Source organism: Pseudobutyrivibrio sp. YE44, assembly GCF_900104335.1.
In the GTDB taxonomy this organism is placed as follows: Bacteria; Bacillota; Clostridia; order Lachnospirales; family Lachnospiraceae; genus Pseudobutyrivibrio.
In genome coordinates this window covers 53,678-74,403 of sequence record NZ_FMXT01000005.1, presented here as the reverse complement: position 1 = coordinate 74,403, position 20,726 = coordinate 53,678, and the positions used below count along the sequence as shown (strand labels likewise).

Genomic DNA, 20,726 nt, shown 5'->3' with positions numbered 1-20,726 from the left:
ATAAAAAAAATCAAAAAAAACAAACAAATTAGTCAAAAACAAAACAAGGCTTCCCCTCCAGGGGAAGCTAACACCGGAGGTGACTGATGAGGTGGAGTTAATTTTGTCCACCTCATCCTCACTTCTGGCACCTTCTATATAGAAGGAATTATTGATATTGAGAAATTAATCCTCAACTGTCTTCTTTAATACACCAAGGAGCAAGCAGCTAACTGCTGATCCAACTGCAAGCGCTACAAGGTACATAGCCCAGCGACCAACTACAGGGAATACGAAGATTCCACCGTGTGGAGCCATAAGTGTACACTTGAATGCCATTGAAAGGGCACCAGCAACACCTGAACCAACCATAAGTGATGGGATTACGTGAAGTGGATCTGCTGCTGCGTAAGGGATAGCACCCTCTGTGATGAAGCAGAAGCCCATAACAAAGTTAACAGGACCAGCCTTTCTCTCAGCTACTGTAAACTTCTTAGGGAAGATAATTGTAGCAAGTGCGATTGCGATTGGAGGAACCATACCACCAACCATAACAGCTGCCATAATCATCCAACCTGTTGGGTTCTCCTGGCTAGCCTCTGCAAGAGCTGCTGTACCGAATACATATGCTGCCTTGTTAAGAGGACCACCCATATCTGTAGCCATCATAGCACCAAGGATAATTCCAAGTGGAACAAGTGATGTTGTACCCATTCCATTAAGTACACCAGAAATCCAAGCGTTAAGAGCACCAACGATTGGGTTTACTGCGCACATGATGAGACCGATTACTGCAATACCAACAAGTGGGTAAATAAGTACTGGCTTAATACCTTCAAGAGACTGTGGAAGTACTTCACATACCTTTTCAAGCCACTTCATGAAGTAACCAGCTGCGAAACCTGCTACTAATGCGCCAAGGAAAGCTGATGGAATAGCTCCACCTGGATTAGCGAATGTAGCACCTGTAGATGCAAGTAAACCACCTACGAAACCAACTGCAAGACCTGGTCTGTCAGCGATAGACTGAGCAATGAAACCAGCAAGTACAGGAAGCATAAATCCAAATGCTCCACCACCAATTGTCTTGAACCAAGCAGCTACTGGTGTATTTGTACCAAAGTTGCTAGGATCGATTGAGTAATCATCGAGCAAGAATGCGATAGCGATAAGGATACCACCACCAATTACGAATGGAAGCATGTGAGATACACCATTCATAAGGTGCTTGTATAGCTGACGGCCAATTGACTCGTTAGCATCGTCTGTTCTCTTTGTAACTGCTCCTGAATGATGATATACAGAAGCTGTCTCAGCCTTTTCGAATAATACTTCAGGAGTGTGGATAGCTTCCTTTGTAGAAGCAAGCACAACCTTCTTACCATCGAATACGCTCATATCAATGTTCTTGTCGCAAGCTACGATAACTGCATCTGCCTCAGCGATTTCTGCTGCAGTAAGAGGATCCTTTGCTCCGCCTGAGCCATCCTTCTCTACTCTGAAGCCAATACCGAGCTCCTTAGCCTTAAGCTCAAGAGACTCAGCAGCCATAAAAGTATGAGCAATACCTGTTGGACATGCTGTAACAGCAACAATCTTCTTTCCGCTCTTTGAAGGTGTAGCTGTAGCCTTTACGCCAGACTCAGCATCCTTCTCTGCTTCCTTCTTATCAATAAGACTTAAGAATTCATCAACTGACTTTGCCTGAACAAGAGTCTTGCAGAAAGCTGTGTCCATAAGCATAGTCATAAGCTTTGATAAAACTTCAAGATGTGTATCTGCACCACCCTCTGGAGCTGCAATCATAAATAAAAGATTGCTTGGCTTTCCATCAAGTGCTTTGTAATCAACACCGTCTGGGCAAGTGATAGCAACAAGACCTGCCTTAGCAACTGATGCTGACTTACCATGAGGAACAGCTATACCATTCCCGATTGCTGTAGATCCCTTTGCTTCACGCTCAAGGATTGCAGTCTTGAAGCCTGCTGCATCCTTCAAGTTGCCAACTGCATCATGAAGAGCAATAAGCTTATCAATCGCTTCATTCTGGTCAGCAAGAGCTACCTGAAGCTGGATCCCTTTTGGATCAATGAACTCTGAAATTCTCATATTCCCTCCTACATTTTAAAACTTTAAAATTGAATAATAATCTATAAATCAATTGCCCTCTCCGCAAAGCAATTAATTTCAATATAAGATGTGGCTCTTATAAGCCCTTGAACAGTGCATCGATATCAGCTGCCTTTGCTAGTCCGTCAGAGAATGCTGTTGCTGAACCTGCTGCTGTTCCCATCTTTAAAGCTGTCTCGTAATTCTTTGTCTTCATGTAGCCTGCAACAAAGCCTGCCACCATTGAATCACCAGCTCCAACTGAGTTTCTAACTGTTCCCTTAGGTACACCGATACGATAACGCTGACCATTTTCATCAACTAGCATAGCCCCATCTCCTGCCATAGAGATAAGCACGTTTCTTGCACCCATTTCCTGAAGCTTTAAAGCTCCTTCGTAAATTTCATCATCTGTCTCAAGTGTCTTTCCAACAATCTCACCAAGCTCAAAGTTGTTTGGCTTGATAAGGAATGGATGATACTTGAGAACGTTTGTAAGTAAGTCCTTTGTTGCATCAACAACGAACTCTATTCCCTTTCCATCAAGTGCTGAAAGAATTCTTTCATATACATCATCTGGAAGTGAATTTGGAATTGAACCTGCAAGGATAAGCACATCACCCTCAACTAACTTAGAAAGCTTATTGAAAAGCTCCATCTGTGACTGCTCATCAATCTTTGGTCCCTGAGCATTAATCTCAGTTTCCTCTGTTGCCTTAAGCTTTACATTGATTCTTGAAATGCCTTCCTTAAGGTGAATAAAATCTGTGTCGATACCTGCAGCCTGAACACCTTCGTCAATAGCTCTACCAGTGAAGCCTGCTACGAATCCAAGAGCTGTGCTCTTAAGTCCAAGCTCAGACAAAACCATGGATACATTGATACCCTTTCCACCGAAATAGTACTCCTCGCTAGCTGAACGGTTGGTCATACCTGGGAGTAAGTCTCCGTCCATTCTAACTACATAATCAAGTGCTGGGTTAAATGTAACCGTATAAATCATCGCTTTACCTCCATTCATCTAATCACACACCATAACTGTTGTTTGGCTCATATACTCTTTAGATGTAACTTTATCGGTGATGATATTGCACTCGCCAATGTTGGCGAAGGTCACCGAATTTACCTCGTCGAATTTCGTGTGATCTGCTAATACGTATGACATGTAAGCATGTCTGATTGCCTCGGTCTTAATCATAGCTTCGTCAACATCAGGTGTAGTGAAGCCCGCTTGAACTGAAATACCATTTGTACCCATAAAAGCTTTTGTAAAATGATATTTGCGAATAAACTCTATACAATCAGGGCCAACTACCGCTTCAGTGGAAGCCTTAAGTCTTCCGCCAATCATAATGGTTTCAAGACCTTTTTCCATAAGACGTTTGGCATGTACCACACCGTTTGTGATGTACTTTGCTTGACGATTGTTAATGTAATCAATCATTGCAAGTGTTGTGGTACCAGCATCTATGTAAACAAAATCATTGTCCTCAATAAGCCCTGCTGCATAACGGCTGATGTTGTCCTTTTCCGCCACGTTCTTTTGGGCCTTCATCTTAACTGCATCTTCTTTAGTGTTAACATCGTGAGAGGTTAAGGAAGTAGCACCTCCAAAAACCTTTACCAGCTTACGGGAACGATTCAACGCGTTAATGTCTCGACGAATAGTGGCTGCCGATGTATCTAAAAGATCAACCAGTTCATTGACTGATACAGCCTTCTTTTCATTTACAATTTCGATTATCCGCGCACGTCTTTCTTCCGTTAGCATGTATTAACACCCCTTGCACAATTTTGCTCATTTATGATTGCTATAGTCAAAATATAACACGTTAAAATACGTAACGCAATCACAAATGAGCATAAATCATCAAGGATAATCAAATTCCGTCATTATCCACATTTTTTAAGTTTTGTTTTTGTTAATTTTTTTCTTCTTTTGTTTACTCTCCTTGTCTGCATACATTCCTTTGTCAGCGGCATCCAAACATTTGCCTATATTTTCGTAATCTGAGTAGAAGGCCATTCCTTTAGACAATCGAACCGTCATCTGAACTTTGCCTATCTTTTCCAGCTTGGCAATTCCACTATCTATTTCTTGCTTTATGCTTTCCATTTCAGAACGGCTTTTTTGCTGATGAAGTACTATAAACTCGTCACCACCAAATCTGAACACAACACTACTCTCAGAGGCCACCTTGGCGAGTACCTTTGCAACTTCCCTAAGCACATCATCACCAACATCATGTCCGTACATATCATTAATCTGTTTGAACTTGTCGATATCAAGCAGACATATTGCAAAATCAGTTTTCTTCTTCTCGTACTGCTCTTTATACTTACCAACAACCTCCTCAAAGGATCTACGATTGTAAAGACCTGTAAGAGCATCTGTATTAATCAGATTCTCCATCTCGCTCTGCTTCTCAAGCTCCTTGGTAATATCCACAAAGTACCCAATTAATCCAACTATCTTACGGTCCACGTAGCAAGGTCGTTTGTTAGCTACGATATGTCTAACCTGCCCCTTAACTATACATTCACCATGAACGTTCTCTATGATGTTACCTTCCTTGATTACACTTTCCTCGTCCTTCTTGAATGGCTCAGGGTTAATATGCCAACCCATATCCTCGTCTGTTTTCCCGAGGATGCTTTCTAAAGACTGGAAGCCAAAGTAATCTAAGAACATTTGATTTGCTCCCAGGAATTTTCTGTTGGCATCCTTCCAAAATACACCCATAGGAAGCATTTGAAGAACATCCTCCGGTCTAGGAATAACAGCATTCTCATGAGACTCCAACATATCTTCATATTGGGTAACAGCGACGCTTGTTGCTGCAGTCATTCTTCTTGCAATTTCGTTTGGAGATTCGCTTACACAACTTAACATTACATCATAGCCTTCAAAATGTACTATGGAAAGGCTAATGGTTTTCCAAATAAAGGTCTTTCTTGCATTTTTTACTCTTATAAAGCCAATAATGGTGCCGCTGACTTCATCGTTTATACGTTTTTCTATCGTATCCAAATCCATTAGTTCATCAAAATACTTCTTATCATCTGGATGTACCAACGTATCCCTAATTGCATTTAAAACATCCTTTGGCTTTTGACCTGTGTAGTTAACATGCAAGCGGCTGTCATTAAGGAATATATTTTCAAAGTAATTATTTCCGATTCCAAATAAATCTACACACTCGTACTTTGTAAGCATAGCGCGACTAATAGCCGTGATTCTGCTGTCATTATCGCTGGTTAAGAATCTTGAAAGCAATCTTAAAGATACAAGATATGCATTCTTTTCTTCACCGTTTGCAGAGCACAAATAACGAGCTCTCAGGTTTACAATATGTCCTTCTACAATATAATCTATGCTGGCAGGAGTTTCTGTCTCCCTACTGTGAGCACATATCTCGTTAAAATCTTTGTTTCGAGCCCATTTTCTGTGGCCCTTATCGTTGAGCATGTCTTGCACTTCATCAATTTCCTCAAATCTAAACATGCGCATAAGCTCTCTGAAGCTAGAATTAGTGTAGATAATATCCCAAACACCCTTTGTGCATACTCCTATAGCCAATGGTAAAGGATTCTCAATCTCAGTATTTGCAATATTTTGCAGAGGATTCTGACGGAGAATATCCACGCATCCCAATTCTTCAAAAAAGAATCGATCCTCTGAGCTTTCTAGTTTACGTCCGTCTTTCTTAATGCACTCTAAGCTTTCCATATAAGGCATTGGTCTACCAATCAAATATCCTTGAATCATTTCGCAACCAATACTCTTTAAAAAGTCATATTGTTCCTTAGTTTCCACACCCTCTGCCAATGTATGAATGTTAAGGTTCTTAATCATAGACACAATATGTCTAAGGATAATCTTTCCATTATCTGTCTCATCAAACTGACTTAGGAAATCCATGTCAATTTTGATAAGATCAAACTCATAATTCTTCAGCAAGTTCAAAGATGAATAACCGCTACCGAAATCGTCCATCCAAACGATATAACCTTGGTCTCGTAGCTTTTTTATTTGCTCAGTAATAAATCCCGCATCCTTTGTTAAGGCACTTTCTGTTACCTCCAGATGGAACATATTCTTAGGGATGTTATATTTTTTCACCAATTGATTAATAAGAGAGACTACATCCAATACCTCAAAATCAATTCGTGAAAGATTAATGGAAACAGGCACATGATTATTTCTTTCTACGACAGCTGAATGGAATCTTGATAATACCTCCTCCATGACAAAGGCATCTACCTTTGCGATTAGACGATACTCCTCGAGAACAGGAATAAACTCATTAGGGAATACCATTCCCTTGTTTGGATCAATCCATCTTACCAAAGCCTCCCAACCACACACTTCTCCTGTAAGAGTGCGGACTATTGGCTGGTAAAACACCTTAATATATTTCTTTTCTATAGCCTCATCCAAGCTATCAAGGATTTCCTGCTTACGCTGAAGAGATCCTCCCAAATCATCATCATAGAATCTAAAGGCTACATCGTATTTTTTCTTTATACTGACACACGCCATTCGTGCACGATCGCAGCATCGAATAACATCATTTTCCTCACCATCGTAAATATAGATTCCAGCTTTAAGCTCAACATTTACACTCTTTTGAATGAGTTTTATTCTATCTCTAATGTTGTTAATTGATGGAACGATTTGCACAGAATTTGCACATACTACGAAATGGTCACCTGAAAATCTGGAAATAAGCTGACCCTGAAATACGTCTTTGATTATATATCCGATAGAAATAAGCAGTTCATCACCTAACTCATATCCATAGTTAACATTGTAGAATTTGAAGTTTTCCAAATCGAAGAATATGAAGGCATACTCATTATCTTCCCCTGCTGAATTAATCAAATCCTGGGCACACTCATAGAAAGCCTGCTTGTCTAGCAACCCGGTCAACTCATCTGTAGATATTCTGATTTCCCTGAAATCACTACTGTTGTCCATAAAAATACCCCTACTCATCAACTATGAGTCATTTTATTCTAACACCCATTTGTGAATTTTCTATCTAATAAATGTGGAAAGAGTTAGTCACGTAAAATGAGCTGCTAATCGATTTCCCGGTTTCGAAATCGAAAAGCAGCTCTCAAGCTAAGACTGTAAATTTCATTATTTAGTTCCTTTCTGCCTGAATTGGTATCAAAGTTACTTCCCCTTCGCGTCAACCGGTAAGACCTTTGCCAAATCGATTAACGGAGATTTGTTCAGCTTGCTCTGACTTTCAATTCTTTTTTGTTTTGTTATTCTATTTATCGACAGTTATTTTTATTTCTTTATAGCTGATTTTAAATTTATTTATAACATTTTGATATTGCTAATTGAATATGGTTTTAAAAGTGATAGACTAGAAGTCACCCCCTAAATAGGGACATGCTTCTGTGGATAATTGTATATATAAGTTATCTACTGAATCATCGGGGAAGGGAGCATAAATATATGAGAAACTACACTTTTGAAATTGATTTTGATGATGTTCTTGCGCCATTCTGCGGCATTGCTGTAGAGCTCGCTAACGCAGAAAATCCTGGCCTTAATGCCACTGTGGAGGATATTAAATCCTGGGGCGCAGGTGAGGAAGGCTCAAAGCAATCGATAATTGCACGCTATTATGATGACGAACGCATTTTGAGAAAGCAGCATGTATCTGACGCTGCTCGCGAATTTATATATAAGCTTATGGAAATGGGAGATGTGTACATCAACACTGCAGTGTCTCCTAAATATGCTGGTCTTCGCTACGAGCAAATTGCTGAGCAGCTACCTGACTTTCCACTTGAAAATGTAATTCTTACTTTCTCTAAACAGACTGTTAAGGTTGATTTTCAATTGGATGATGGTGGACACAACATCCTCAAGAGCCAAGCTAAGTATCCTATATTGATGCGTCGTCCTTGGAACTCTCATTTGTCAGGAGTTTTGGCGGTAAACGACTATTCAGAATTTCTTATTATGGTGGAACAGATAATCACTGCCTCAATTAAAAAGGTTAAACCTACTGTGCCGTCTGTTATTGCCTTAATCGGCCCTAGTGGTTGCAACAAAAATGCCATTGCTGACAAGCTTGCTGCAGATGGATTTGCCATGAGAATTCATTCAGTCACCACCGGTGAAGCCAGCAAAAATCATGACAAGGTAAGTGAGGAAGAATTTTCCGGTCTCAAATTTATCTCACACACAGTTTATGCTGGTAATCGATACGGCATTCCTGTAGATGCAATTGAAGAGGCCTTGGCATCTGGACTTAATGCTGTTATCCCAACAGATATCACAGGCTCCATTGCCATGAAAAAAGAATATCCAGTTGTTCTTGTATTCTGCAAGGCCAGCCATGAATACATGATTGACAATATCTTAAGTAAAGGCCTGGACAATGAAGCTATTAAATATCGTTGGCTTTCTATGGAAAAAGAGCTTATGAATAAAGAACTTTGTGATGTTGTAGTAAACAGTGAACGTGTAGAGGATGCGGTTGAAGTGATAAAAGATTTGTTTGCATAAAAACCTTCCCCTCAAGGGGAAGGCTTTTTTTATAATCAAAATCCAATTTTTTGAAGCTGAAGGGTAAACAAAAGCTGCCCTAAGAAGAAGTGAATAACCATGCATACCCACAGGTTTCTAGTCTTTCGATAAATGAAATTCATAAATAGCACAAACAATGCTGTAAACACTATCATTGGGAAGCCATATAAATAATGCATTGCTCCGAAGAAAAGTGCAACTACAGAAACTGATTTGTTCTTTCTATGATTACCTACTAAAAGGGTTCTCATGCCATCATAACCCATGACATTAATACAGTATTCCTGCCAAAAGGCGGTGAATGGATAAAGAATAGTGTTGGTTGTTATGTTTCCTGGCATCAATCTTTCCCAATAGAAAAATGGATGGGCTCTATTTAACATATCTGGCGCAAAATGAAGAAGACCAAGCTTTAGTACTATCATAAAGCCACCAAAAAGCAGGCACAGCTGGCCTCCTACCTTCAAGGCATAGGATACTCTCTTTTTATTTACAATAAGAGGCTGGATTAGAAAATCGCATGGTACCTTTCTTGCAAGTGGAATCAGGGTTGCAATGGCCAAAAACAATCCCACAAAATTTCCAATCTTATAAACTGGATTTGTATCATAAAATTGTTCCAAGGCGGAATTAATAATGATATAAAGCGACATGTATGTCAGAAATGCTATTAAAAGATATTCTGAATATTGCTTTCTAGGTGAAGTCCTTCTTGTTGGTCGTATATTATTTGTGGCGCTGGTATCGCCAATACTGCTTCTGTCCATAACTCTGTATTCCTTCTTCTATTACTATAGTAACATTTTAGCACTCTTTTCGTTTTTGTGTACATAAAAAGAGCTGCCTAGTCCAAAAACTAGACAGCTCAATATTATCTCTAAATTATTCTGTTGAATTAGCTTTCCTTTGCCATATCTTCCATGACAGCTTCCTCTGAACCTACCTTGTTTTCATAGCGTGTGTATATTGCCCAAGCAACAATACCGAAGATAACAGGACCACTGAGTGACCAAATTGTTGTCTTGATATCGCCATCTAATGCTGGCTGAATAATAGCAAAAAGGTTTGCAAAGAAAAGTGTCAATGTAACAATGTAACCCCAGATAGTAGCTGACTTCTGTGACTTGTAAATTACAAAGCTTCTGTCGATTCCCTTAAGCTTCTTGAACTTAGGGAAAGCAAATGAGATAAACATGTATGGTACTGTCATACCAACGTTTACCATCGCTGTAAGGATTACGAAGAACTGCTGCATTGTGTCTCCACCGAAGGAAACAAGAAGAATCATAACGCAAACAATTGCACACTGAATCCACATAGCGTTCTTTGGCATTCCATCAGGAGCGATCTCGCCCATCTTTCCAGGCCAAACTTCCTTTGCAGTACCCTCGATTAACTGCTTAAGTGGTGAGTAAACAAGTGTAAACATAGCACCCATAAGAGCAAGAAGCATGATAAGTGCATAAACACGAGCGAAGCCGTGAGCTAATGCAAGCTGTGTTGCTGCTGAAGCACCGAAAGCCTTACCAAACTCTGCTGCGAAGTTTGACATGATTACATATGATACGTTTCCAAGTGTGATTGTATCTGTGCCAAGGATTTCACTGTAATTTGTGAATGAACCAACAAGCATGATAAGTGATGCATAACCAACAACGATTACCATAGCTGCTGTAATGATTCCCTTAGGGAAGTTCTTCTTAGGGTTTTCTGTCTTATCTACAAGACCACCAACTGCCTCGATTCCGCCGTATGCAAAAAGTGCATAAACAATAAATGAGAGAATCATAATTGGGCTACCCTGGTAAGCAACATTAAGAGGTACCTTAAGTGATTCCATACCTGCAAATGGCTGCTGAAGGTGACCACCACGTGCAATAATCATAACGATAGAACCAACAACAACTAAAATGTTGATTGTAAGAACGGCTGTACCACCGATTGATGTAACCTTGCTGATTTTATCAACACCCTTTGCATCAAAGTATGTGATGAAAATGAAGAAAGCAACTGCCATGATACCAAGGAGTCTTGAACCTGATAAAAACTCAGAGCCAAAGAATGACCAGTTTGAAGTGCAGTCTTCACCGAAAATAAGATTTGATACAGGTACCCAAATACCTGATGATACATTTACCATCCAAAGAACGTAAGATGTGTACCACATAAATGTTCCGATAAATGCGTACTTAGGACCTACTGATTTGCACATCCATGAGTACATACCACCTGTCTCATTTCTGAATGCAGAACCAAACTCTGCAACCATGAAGGCAAATGGAATAAAGAATAAAATACCTGCGATTACGAACCAAGGAATCGCTGCATATCCCATTAAGTAATAAGATCTTGGGATATTATTGAATCCGTAAACTGATGTGAAAATCATCAGTATGAGGGACATAAGCCCCAGCTTTTTTTCTTTCATTACTAAACTACTTCCTTTATAACAATATAACACTGCCGAGTAACGGCAGCGTCATTGATTATATCATGATTAAAGTTTTTCTTCTATGAAATGATTGTTTTTGAACAAAGGAAATGCAATGCATTAGCGCTTTTAAGTGTAAAAGATTATTTGGACAAAAAACGGACATAGTCCGGTGTTATAATCACGAGTATCAGTAAACGCTATTTTTATGAGGAGTCTGTGTAATGCGATCAATAAGAACAAAATTAACTGTCACAATGCTCTGTGTGATATTTACAGTTATTTTGATTATTACATTGCTAAGTGCAATTTTCATACGTATTACTGCCAGCCGAAAATCCGATCAGCTGCTTCTTATGCTGTGCGAAAATGGCCAATATAGCTTAAACTATTATTTTGACAGTGTTCAAAACTCTGTTAACGACATCACTGACTTTGTAGAAAACGATTTACAGGGCCTTGACGATGAGCAGCTGGAAGAACATATGGAAGATGTCCGTGAGTATTTTGATTTTGTGATTTCACATACAAATGGTGTCTTAACTTATTATTACCGTATTGACCCTACTATCTCCTCCAACGTAAAAGGCTTTTGGTATACGAATCTTGATGGCAAGGGTTTTACCGAACATGAAGTAACCGACATTTCCCTTTATGATGTAAACGACACCTCAAAACTGGTATGGTTCACAGTTCCAAAATTTGAAGGAAAATCCATCTGGCTACCTCCTTATGTAACAGATAATCTTGATGTAAAGGTTATCTCATACGATGCGCCTATTTATTATAAAGAGCAGTTTATAGGCGTTGTTGGAATAGAAATCGACTACTCTGCCATGGCTGAAGAGGTAGATAGTATAAAGTTCTACGACAATGGATATGCTTTCTTAAGTGACGCTAATGGCACACTCTTCTATCATCCTTATATTGATGTGGCAAATCTTCCTTCCGAAGAAGAAAAACAAATGCCTTATAACAATAAGGCTGACACTACCTCTGCCCAATATACCTATGACGGTGTACTTAAGGAAGCTGTCTGGTTACCTCTTAGCAATGGCATGTACCTTAACATCACCGTTCCACTTAGTGAAACTCAAGGTGAATGGCGTGGTCTAATAATAAATATTCTTATATGTGCTGTAATTGCACTATTTGCTGCGGGAATCTTTTTAGTTTTCTCACTTGGATTAATTACGAAACCACTGATTCAACTTACTGAGGCTGCCGCACAGGTAGACAAAGGTAATTTCGATGTAGATTTGAGCTATGATAAGGATGATGAAATCGGACGACTCACCAAATCCTTCAAGAACCTTACCGGCAATATGAAAGCTCATATCAGTGCACTAAATGAACAAGCTTTTAAGGATCCTCTTACTCATGTAAAAAACAAGGGAGCCTTCTTACTGGCTATCGAAGAGCTACAAGAACAAATTAACAACGGCTCAATTAATCCAAATTTTGCCTTAGGTGAATTCGACTGTGACGGTCTCAAACGAATAAATGATGAATATGGACATGATAAGGGCGACATCTATTTAAAGAAAGCCTGCCGCACCATCAGTGACGTTTTCAAACGTAGTCCTGTTTACAGAGTTGGCGGCGATGAGTTCTTTATTATCCTGAAAAACGAAGATTTCCATAATCTGGAATTCCTTTTAAAACGCTTAGATGTTGTTATCGAAGGAATAAATGCTTCGGCCGATAATCCTTGGGAACAAGTATGGCTATCAAAAGGCTTTGCCATCTATGATCCTGCTGAAGATGATATCGTTCAGAAGATGATGCAACGAGCTGATATGCTCATGTATGAAGATAAACACGAAAGAAAAATGGGGCGTCAAGATTGACGCCCCAAAATAATTTTTATTTTCTACTCTTCTTTCTTTCCAAATTTGAAACTACAACAGCACAGGATGCATCTCCTGTAATATTTACAACTGTTCTTCCCATATCAAAGATTCTATCAATACCAGCCACAAGAGCAATTCCATCTACAGGAAGCCCTACTGATGTAAGAACCATAGCAAGCATGACCATACCTGCTCCAGGTACTCCTGCTGTTCCTATAGAAGCCAAAGTTGCAGTAAGAACAATAGTTAACATCTGAGAGAATGTAAGGTCAACACCATAGCATGATGCTATAAATATGGCACATACTCCTTGGTAAATAGCAGTACCATCCATATTTATTGTTGCACCAAGAGGCAATACAAAGGATGTTATTTCCTTGTCAGCTCCCATGGTTTCGCAACCCTTCATGTTAATTGGAAGGGTTCCTACACTGGATGCACTAGAAAATGCAAAAATCATTGCAGGCCACTGGGCTTTGAAAAATTTCAATGGACTAATGCCTCCAAAAGATGCAATCGCAGTAGAATACACAATTGCCATATGAAGAGCATAACAGCAATATGCAGCTAAAAGTACCATTGCAAGGGAACCAAGAACAGCACTTCCGTTTGCAGCTACTACAGGACAAATAAGACAGAAAACTCCTATAGGTGAAAGTTTCAGAATCATTTCCATACATTTCATAAACACCACGTTCAAGGAATTGATTCCAGTCACAACTGGAGATGCTTCCTCTCCCTGTATTACGCTAAAACCTGATTGTTCAAATTTCTCCATTTGAATATGCAATTCTGCTTCATTAAATGGATGTGATATGTCAGGCAACACCCAATTTATTAGTTCCCTATCATTTCTCCCACCTACTTGCTGGGTAATAAATAAACCACCTACTTTTAGAAGTCTTCTAGCTTCTTTAGGATTATACCTTCCGTGTCTGTTTATCAAAACATCAAAAGTAGCATCTTCAAAAGGAATATTAGCCTCATCATCACACGCCCTAAAATCAATCCCCAGAGGACATAATTTCTTTCTGCAAAGATCCACATTTGGTGGATACCCCTCTGTAGCTGCAATATTTTTATAAGGATGTTCAAGTGATAACAAGAACTCTCCACCACCTGTATCAAAATCTAAAAGCTTCATAGTATCTATAAGGTTCTCATTAATAATCTGCCTGTAATCCCAAGGAAGATCTTCCTCCTCTTCATACCTGCCATTAATATGAGAAAAATCCCAACCATGAATTTGAGCTATCCTCTCCTCTGATACCCACTCTTTTCTTAATCTTGTCACCCTATCTGTATTCATATCTGCTCCTTTTCAAATAATTATTAGTCGCTATTATTTGTTTGGTGCAGCCTGTGACAGCAACTACTTCTATTAACCTCGGTACAATCTGCTGTCAGCATCAAAACTGCACCGAGTATTTACCTCGTGTTTGCATTATTGCCTCCATAATTATTTTCTGTACTTTCATAATTTACAACAACGGTTATTATAACTAACACTAGTAATTGTTGCAATTACCCATTCCAATAAAAAAGTCATCTAGCATAGAACTAAATGACTAATGATTAAATATTTAGTTTTCTAAACCACTCGGGTACTCTGCTAGATACCCTGACCTGCTTACCCTTTTTATATATTGCAATTCTTCTAAAACTATCAGTATTATCATAAAGTGATACCAAATCACACTTCGACAATACAAGTTTTAAATTCTCAAATGATTCTATGTATCTTCTTTCTATGTCCGCTTCAGCTATACCATGTCCACCTTTTGCTACTCTATTTGCTACTCTAGCCTTTGCTATATCAACCGAATCTACGCCTACATAATGCATTTCAACTAAATATCCTAGCTGTTTAGCTTTATCGATATTCCTTAAAATAGATTTTCCACATAGCGTAGTTTCTTGTGAGAAAGATATCCCATCAGAATAATAGTGATTCATTCTGGATATTACTATCTTTCCTGCGTTAACGACATTTGTCGTATCTCTCCAATCGCCCATTTCTCTCACTATATCATCTAGGTTGATTTTCTCATATTTCATAAATCTAGAATCTAAAGAAAAATAGGTTGATTTCCCAGCTCCATTAACACCTGCAAGAATTATATATTCTTTCATCTAAAATACATTCCTCGCAATCGCTTCTTTTTGTCTCTTTTGAAGAAGGAAATCTCCTACAAGCTCGTAAAAATCTTTTTCTTCATCATCCTCGCACTCTAATACTAATTGCAATGTGTCATGAGGCTCAAGTTTTTTTATCTCTTTATATATATCTGAGTATTTCTTAACATCACACATAATTCAACCTCCGTAAAACATCCTTTGAATTAGTTTCATTTTATCACGTTTCCATATAAACAAAAACCTTCTTGGATATTTCTATCCAAGAAGATTTTAAATACTTATTCTAGTATAACTTTGCACCGGCTGGGATGTGGTTATCAATCATAAGAAGGTGAAGCTCTTCACCGTCTGAATCCTTGAGGTTGTTAACTGCTGAGAGTAACATACCGCAAGACTCGATACCCATCATAGCACGAGGTGGAAGGTTTGTAATTGCTACAAGTGTCTTACCAACTAATTCCTCTGGCTCGTAGAACTCGTGAATTCCTGAAAGGATTGTTCTATCTGTGCCTGTTCCATCATCAAGTGTGAACTGGAGAAGCTTCTTTGACTTTGGAACTGCCTGGCAAGCCTTAACCTTAACTGCACGGAAGTCTGACTTAGAGAATGTCTCAAAGTCAACCTGCTCCTCAAATAATGGCTCGATAGCTACATTTGAGAAATCAATCTGGCTGTTTGGTGTGAAGAAGCCTGTTGCCTCCTCTGCTGAACCACTCTTCTTTGGTGCATCAAGACTCTTCATAGTCGGGAAGAGGAGTACATCACGGATAGCCTGGCTATCTGTAAGTAACATACAGAGACGATCAAGACCATAACCGATACCGCCTGTAGGTGGCATACCGATTTCAAGTGCATTGAGGAAGTCCTCATCTGTGTGCTCAGCCTCGTCATCGCCTGCTTCAGCGTTAGCATCCTGTGCTGCGAAACGTTCACGCTGATCGATTGGATCATTAAGCTCTGAGTATGCGTTACACATCTCCCATGTATTGATGAAGAGCTCGAAACGCTCTACCTTTGTAGGGTCTGTAGGCTTCTTCTTTGTGAGTGGTGAAATCTCGATTGGATGATCTGTAATAAATGTAGGCTGGATAAGATTCTCCTCACAGAACTCCTCGAAGAAGAGGTTAAGGATATCACCCTTCTTGTGACGATCCTCAAACTCAACGCCCTTTTCACGAGCGATAGCCTTTGCTGCCTCATCGTCAGCAATAGTATCAAAATCAACGCCTGCATACTTCTTAACAGCGTCTGTCATTGTCATTCTAGCAAATGGCTTGCCAAGGTCGATTTCGATTCCGTTGTAAGAAATCTTTGTAGAACCAACAACCTTCTCTGCAAGACGACGGAACATAGTCTCTGTAAGCTCCATCATGCCTTCGTAATCTGTGTATGCCTGGTAAAGCTCCATAAGTGTGAACTCAGGATTGTGACGAGTATCAACACCCTCGTTACGGAATACACGACCGATTTCGTATACGCGCTCGAAACCACCAACGATAAGTCTCTTAAGGTAAAGCTCAAGAGAAATACGAAGCTTAACATCCTCGTTAAGGGAGTTGTAGTGTGTCTCAAATGGACGAGCTGCTGCACCACCTGCATTAGAAACAAGGATAGGTGTCTCAACCTCCATGAAATCACGCTCTGCAAGGAAATTACGGATTTCCTTCATCATAAGTGAACGCTTAACAAATACCTCACGAGAATCCTTGTTCATAACAAGGTCAACATATCTCTGACGGTATCTCATATCTGTATCTGTAAGACCGTGGAACTTCTCTGGAAGAATCTGAAGAGACTTTGAAAGAAGTGTAATCTCCTCAGCGTGGATAGAAATCTCACCTGTCTTAGTTCTGAAAGCATATCCCTTGATACCAAAGATATCACCGATATCAGACTTCTTGAAATCTGCGTATGGCTCCTCTCCGATAGCATCTCTTGCAACGTAAACCTGAACATCGCCCTTGCGGTCACGGATGTTGCAGAAGCTAGCCTTACCCATAACACGCTTGAACATCATACGTCCTGCGATGCTAACGTTAATTGGCTGAGCATCCATAATTGCACGACGCTCGTTGTAATCGTCATTAACTGCCTGCTTAGCAGCCTCTTCGTCCATGCCATCTGTGTTTACAGGCTGACGTCCTGCTAAAAGCTTAGCCTCGTGCTCCTCATATAAATCTCTAACCTCATCTGTGTGATGAGTCTGATCAAACTTTGTAATCTCAAATGGATCTCTGCCTGCTTCCTGAAGTGCAGCAAGCTTTTCACGGCGAACCTGAAGTAACTGATTTACGTCCTGGTTGCCACCATTGTTCTGCTGTGCCATATTTTCTCCTTCTTTATTTCATTTATATTTAATTAGATTAGTAAATACTCAAAAAGTCTTTTAATTATAGACCTAGAAAACTCTAGGTGTCAAGGGTACAGGGTTCAAATGCATGTCAAGGATTTAAACCATCTGCACCAACCACACATCACTCTTAACCATAAAGTATCCAATCACATTCTTTATTAGCTCTGTACCCTGTACAAAGAAATAGATTGCAACGATTCCAAGTGGTGAATAATGAGCAAGCACAAATGCAAGTGGTGCCATAATCACCCATGTAAACACTGAATCAAACAGGAAGGTAACAAGAGTCTTTCCTCCTGAGCGAAGTGTAAAGTATGAGCAATGACTGAAGGAACAGAATGGCATCCAAACTGCAGCCACTGCTATAAAGCGTGTTGCAAGATGTCTTATGTTGTCGTCTACGTTGTAAATTTGTGGGAACAATCCTCCACACACAAACATTAAGATTGCCATAACAGTACAACAAGAAACTGAGAAGAAAATCATTTTGTTGTCTGCATCCTTTGCCTCTTCAAGCTCACCAGCACCAAGGTACTGGCCTACAATAATACTGATACATGCACCTAACTGAATAAATACGATGTTGAAAAGATTTCCAACAGTATTTGAAATACTAAGAGCTGTAAGCACATTCATTCCTCTTACTGAATAGCTTTGTGTTACTGCACTAACACCAGCTGCCCAAAGCACCTCGTTAAACATAAGTGGCGCCCCCTTGAAAAGAATCTTTCGGAATACGTACTTTGGAATACCAAAACCAGTGTATGCACCATGTAAATATTTATTAACTGAAAGATGAGTGTGAGCCCAAACAATAACAACTGTGGCCTCTATATATCGAGACACAACTGTAGCAATAGCAGCTCCCTCAACTCCAAGTTCTGGAAATGGACCAACTCCAAAAATCAAACAATAATCCAAGATAGCGTTTGTTCCTACAGCTATCATACCTGCAATCATTGGAACAACTGTCTGACCAGTCTCTTTAATGTTTGTGGCGTAAGCTTGGTTTACTGCAAAAGGAATTAATCCTATAAGAATAATCCTTAAGTATTTCATACCAAGAGATAAAGCCAGCTCTGTTGAAGCGCCTTCACTTTCAGTGAGGAACAATGATATTAAATCACTTCCCCAGGTAAGGAAAATAAAGATTCCTACGATGGTTGCAAATAATGTGGCATACAGCTTGAAACGGAAGGTATGCATATGTCCTTCATGGTCTCCCTTACCAAAATACTGGGCTCCATAAATGCTTCCAGCTGAAGCTGCGCCAAATACCGCCAGCATAAAAACAAAGTTTAACTGGTTGACTGTGGCTACTGCGGAAATGGATTCCTGGCCTAGCTGGCCAACCATGATATTATCTAGGAAGCTAACAAAGTTAGTAATGGCATTTTGAATAATCATAGGAGTTGCTAGGAATATGTATCTCTTATAAAATGCCTTGTCACCTATGTATTTTTTCTTAAATTTTTCTAACATTTCCAGTCCCTCCTAAAATCTCTGCTGATTACACTAACAATATCTGCAAATGTTTTCTTCATCGTTGCCACTATACTCTCAGAAAACACTTGCAGACATTGTTAGCTATCACCTAGTTTTTGCAAGTAATAAAAAAATACCGCGACCCATATACGCATGAGTCGCGGCACTAATTATTCATCAATTATTTACTCTTCTTTGCTGCAAGAATCTTGTACTGGAATTCACCAGCTTCTGTCTCTACTGTAACAACATCGCCCTTCTTACGTCCAAGAATGGCCTTACCAACTGGAGACTCGTTTGAAATCTTGCCCTTAAGGCTGTTTGCCTCAGTAGAACCAACGATTCTGTACTCAACTTCCTCGTCGAACTCTACATCAAGAAGTGTAACTGTCCAACCGATGTTAATGTTCTTTGTGTCGTGCTCTTCTGTAACGACCTCAGCGTTCTTTAAAATCTTTTCGATTTCTTCGATACGAGCTTCGATATCTCTCTGCTCATCCTTAGCTGCATCGTACTCTGCGTTCTCAGAAAGGTCGCCCTGCTCTCTGGCTTCCTTAATCTTCTGAGATACTTCTTTACGTTTATTGACCTTGAGATCCTCAAGCTCGTCCTCTAATATCTTAAGTCCTTCGGCTGTAAGTAAATTCTTCTTTGCTTCCATAATAATTTCCTTTCCTGTCGGATGTATTCTTAAATGATTTTGCCTAAAAATTGCCCAGCAAAATCCCTAGCTTTTCTTAGTAACTTAGTGAATTATAAGCCACACACATATTGATGTCAAGAACTCCTGCAGCTATTCATAGAATATTCAAAATCAGCTACAATATGTACTTAAAAATTCCGTGAAAAGCTGCTCTAATTCCTGGTAAGATTCCACATCATTAATGCGTCCACGGAGCTTGCTGGCTCCCTTGTAACCTGCAGTATACCAGGCAGCATGTTTACGCATTTCTCGGATTCCAAGATAATCACCTTTAAACTCGATTTGAAGCTTGGCATGTCGAAGCATGGTCTTGACCATCTCCTCCATTGGTGGCTTGCCAATCAATTCTCCAGTTTCAAAATAGTGGAGAATCTGATGGAATATCCAAGGATTTCCTTGAGCCCCACGGCCAATCATAAAGCCATCGCAATCAGTCTGTTCCTTCATAGCGATAACATCCTTTGCATCTAGAATATCCCCATTTCCGATGACCGGGATTTTAACAGCCTGTTTTACAGCTGCAATGATGCTCCAATCTGCCTTTCCTGAATAGTATTGCTCCCGAGTACGACCATGAACTGCTACTGCTGCTGCACCAGACTCCTGTGCCACATGAGCCATCTCTACAGCATTTATATGTTCATCGTCAAAACCCTTACGAATCTTAACAGTAACAGGCTTGTCTATTGCCTTTACCATGCTTTCAATAATCCTTCCAGCAAGGACAGGATTTTTCATAAGAGCCGAGCCGTCACCATTGTTTACAACCTTTGGGACAGGACATCCCATATTAATATCAAGGATATCAAAATTTCTATGCTCAATCTTTGCAGCCATAGCTCCCATTATTGCGGGATCTGAACCAAATAACTGAAGACTAACAGGTCGTTCTCGCTCATCTACAGTAAGCAGACTCTCCGTATTTTTGTTGTTGTAATATATGCCCTTGGCACTGACCATTTCCATGCAGCAAAGGGCAGCCCCCTGCTCCTTGCATAACAAACGAAATGGCAGGTCTGTTACGCCTGCCATTGGTGCCAAAATCAAATTGTTGTATAATGTTACATTTCCAATTGAAAGTTTTTGAATCATATCTAAATTTTTATTCTATGTTTGAT

The 20,726-nt window shown here is 39.7% G+C and carries 15 protein-coding genes; 2 read left to right on the top strand and 13 right to left on the bottom strand.

The genetic code is table 11. The features are described from left to right. Positions 1–165: 165 nt before the first annotated feature. The 4 genes from BLR54_RS09125 to BLR54_RS09110 all read right to left on the bottom strand — a co-directional run bounded on the left by BLR54_RS09125 (position 166) and on the right by BLR54_RS09110 (position 7,069). The gene (locus BLR54_RS09125) at positions 166–2,088 is read right to left on the bottom strand and encodes a PTS fructose transporter subunit IIABC (protein ID WP_090419911.1); all 1,923 of its coding nucleotides are present in this window, start codon (positions 2,086–2,088) and stop codon (positions 166–168) included. Positions 2,089–2,185: 97 nt separating this feature from the next. Further along, a complete protein-coding gene (gene pfkB / locus BLR54_RS09120) occupies positions 2,186–3,091 on the bottom strand; it encodes a 1-phosphofructokinase (protein WP_090419908.1) in 906 nt (301 codons plus the stop codon). An 18-nt stretch (positions 3,092–3,109) separates the two neighbouring features. Next, positions 3,110–3,859 carry a DeoR/GlpR family DNA-binding transcription regulator gene (locus BLR54_RS09115; RefSeq protein WP_090419904.1) on the bottom strand — a complete coding sequence of 250 codons (750 nt, stop codon included), beginning with the start codon at positions 3,857–3,859 and terminating at the stop codon, positions 3,110–3,112. A gap of 135 nt (positions 3,860–3,994) precedes the next feature. Next, positions 3,995–7,069, bottom strand: coding sequence for an EAL domain-containing protein (locus tag BLR54_RS09110; protein WP_176761907.1), 3,075 nt, complete (start codon positions 7,067–7,069; stop codon positions 3,995–3,997). A gap of 492 nt (positions 7,070–7,561) precedes the next feature. Between BLR54_RS09110 and BLR54_RS09105 the strand changes: the two genes are divergently transcribed. Further along, positions 7,562–8,623 carry a 5' nucleotidase, NT5C type gene (locus BLR54_RS09105; RefSeq protein WP_176761906.1) on the top strand — a complete coding sequence of 354 codons (1,062 nt, stop codon included), beginning with the start codon at positions 7,562–7,564 and terminating at the stop codon, positions 8,621–8,623. A gap of 35 nt (positions 8,624–8,658) precedes the next feature. Here BLR54_RS09105 and BLR54_RS09100 read toward each other — a convergent pair whose 3' ends face one another. Beyond that, a complete protein-coding gene (locus BLR54_RS09100) occupies positions 8,659–9,411 on the bottom strand; it encodes a CPBP family intramembrane glutamic endopeptidase (protein ID WP_090419897.1) in 753 nt (250 codons plus the stop codon). A 128-nt stretch (positions 9,412–9,539) separates the two neighbouring features. Next, complete coding sequence (gene yjeM, locus BLR54_RS09095) at positions 9,540–11,072, bottom strand: glutamate/gamma-aminobutyrate family transporter YjeM (protein WP_090419894.1); 1,533 nt, start codon at positions 11,070–11,072, stop codon at positions 9,540–9,542. A 227-nt stretch (positions 11,073–11,299) separates the two neighbouring features. On the opposite strand from yjeM, the gene BLR54_RS09090 reads away from it, so the two are divergent. Continuing rightward, entirely contained in the window at positions 11,300–12,925 is a 1,626-nt protein-coding gene (locus BLR54_RS09090) for a diguanylate cyclase domain-containing protein (RefSeq protein ID WP_090419892.1), read from the top strand. Between the two features lie 16 nt (positions 12,926–12,941). Here BLR54_RS09090 and BLR54_RS09085 read toward each other — a convergent pair whose 3' ends face one another. The 7 genes from BLR54_RS09085 to dusB form a co-directional block, all read right to left on the bottom strand. Further along, on the bottom strand, positions 12,942–14,237 hold the full coding sequence (locus BLR54_RS09085; protein ID WP_090419889.1) for a cation:dicarboxylate symporter family transporter: 1,296 nt from the start codon (positions 14,235–14,237) through the stop codon (positions 12,942–12,944). Between the two features lie 266 nt (positions 14,238–14,503). Continuing rightward, positions 14,504–15,061, bottom strand: a complete 558-nt coding sequence (locus BLR54_RS09080) for a zeta toxin family protein (RefSeq protein ID WP_090419886.1) — start codon at positions 15,059–15,061, stop codon at positions 14,504–14,506. Next, on the bottom strand, positions 15,062–15,241 hold the full coding sequence (locus tag BLR54_RS09075; RefSeq protein WP_090419884.1) for a hypothetical protein: 180 nt from the start codon (positions 15,239–15,241) through the stop codon (positions 15,062–15,064). Between the two features lie 109 nt (positions 15,242–15,350). Continuing rightward, positions 15,351–17,393: a lysine--tRNA ligase gene (gene lysS / locus BLR54_RS09070; RefSeq protein ID WP_090419882.1), complete on the bottom strand. Its 2,043-nt coding sequence runs from the start codon at positions 17,391–17,393 to the stop codon at positions 15,351–15,353. A 123-nt stretch (positions 17,394–17,516) separates the two neighbouring features. Further along, positions 17,517–18,902 carry an MATE family efflux transporter gene (locus BLR54_RS09065; protein ID WP_090419879.1) on the bottom strand — a complete coding sequence of 462 codons (1,386 nt, stop codon included), beginning with the start codon at positions 18,900–18,902 and terminating at the stop codon, positions 17,517–17,519. 184 nt (positions 18,903–19,086) lie between these two features. Beyond that, entirely contained in the window at positions 19,087–19,566 is a 480-nt protein-coding gene (gene greA, locus BLR54_RS09060; protein ID WP_090419875.1) for a transcription elongation factor GreA, read from the bottom strand. A gap of 153 nt (positions 19,567–19,719) precedes the next feature. Then, positions 19,720–20,700, bottom strand: coding sequence for a tRNA dihydrouridine synthase DusB (gene dusB / locus BLR54_RS09055; protein ID WP_090419871.1), 981 nt, complete (start codon positions 20,698–20,700; stop codon positions 19,720–19,722). Positions 20,701–20,726: the final 26 nt, after the last annotated feature.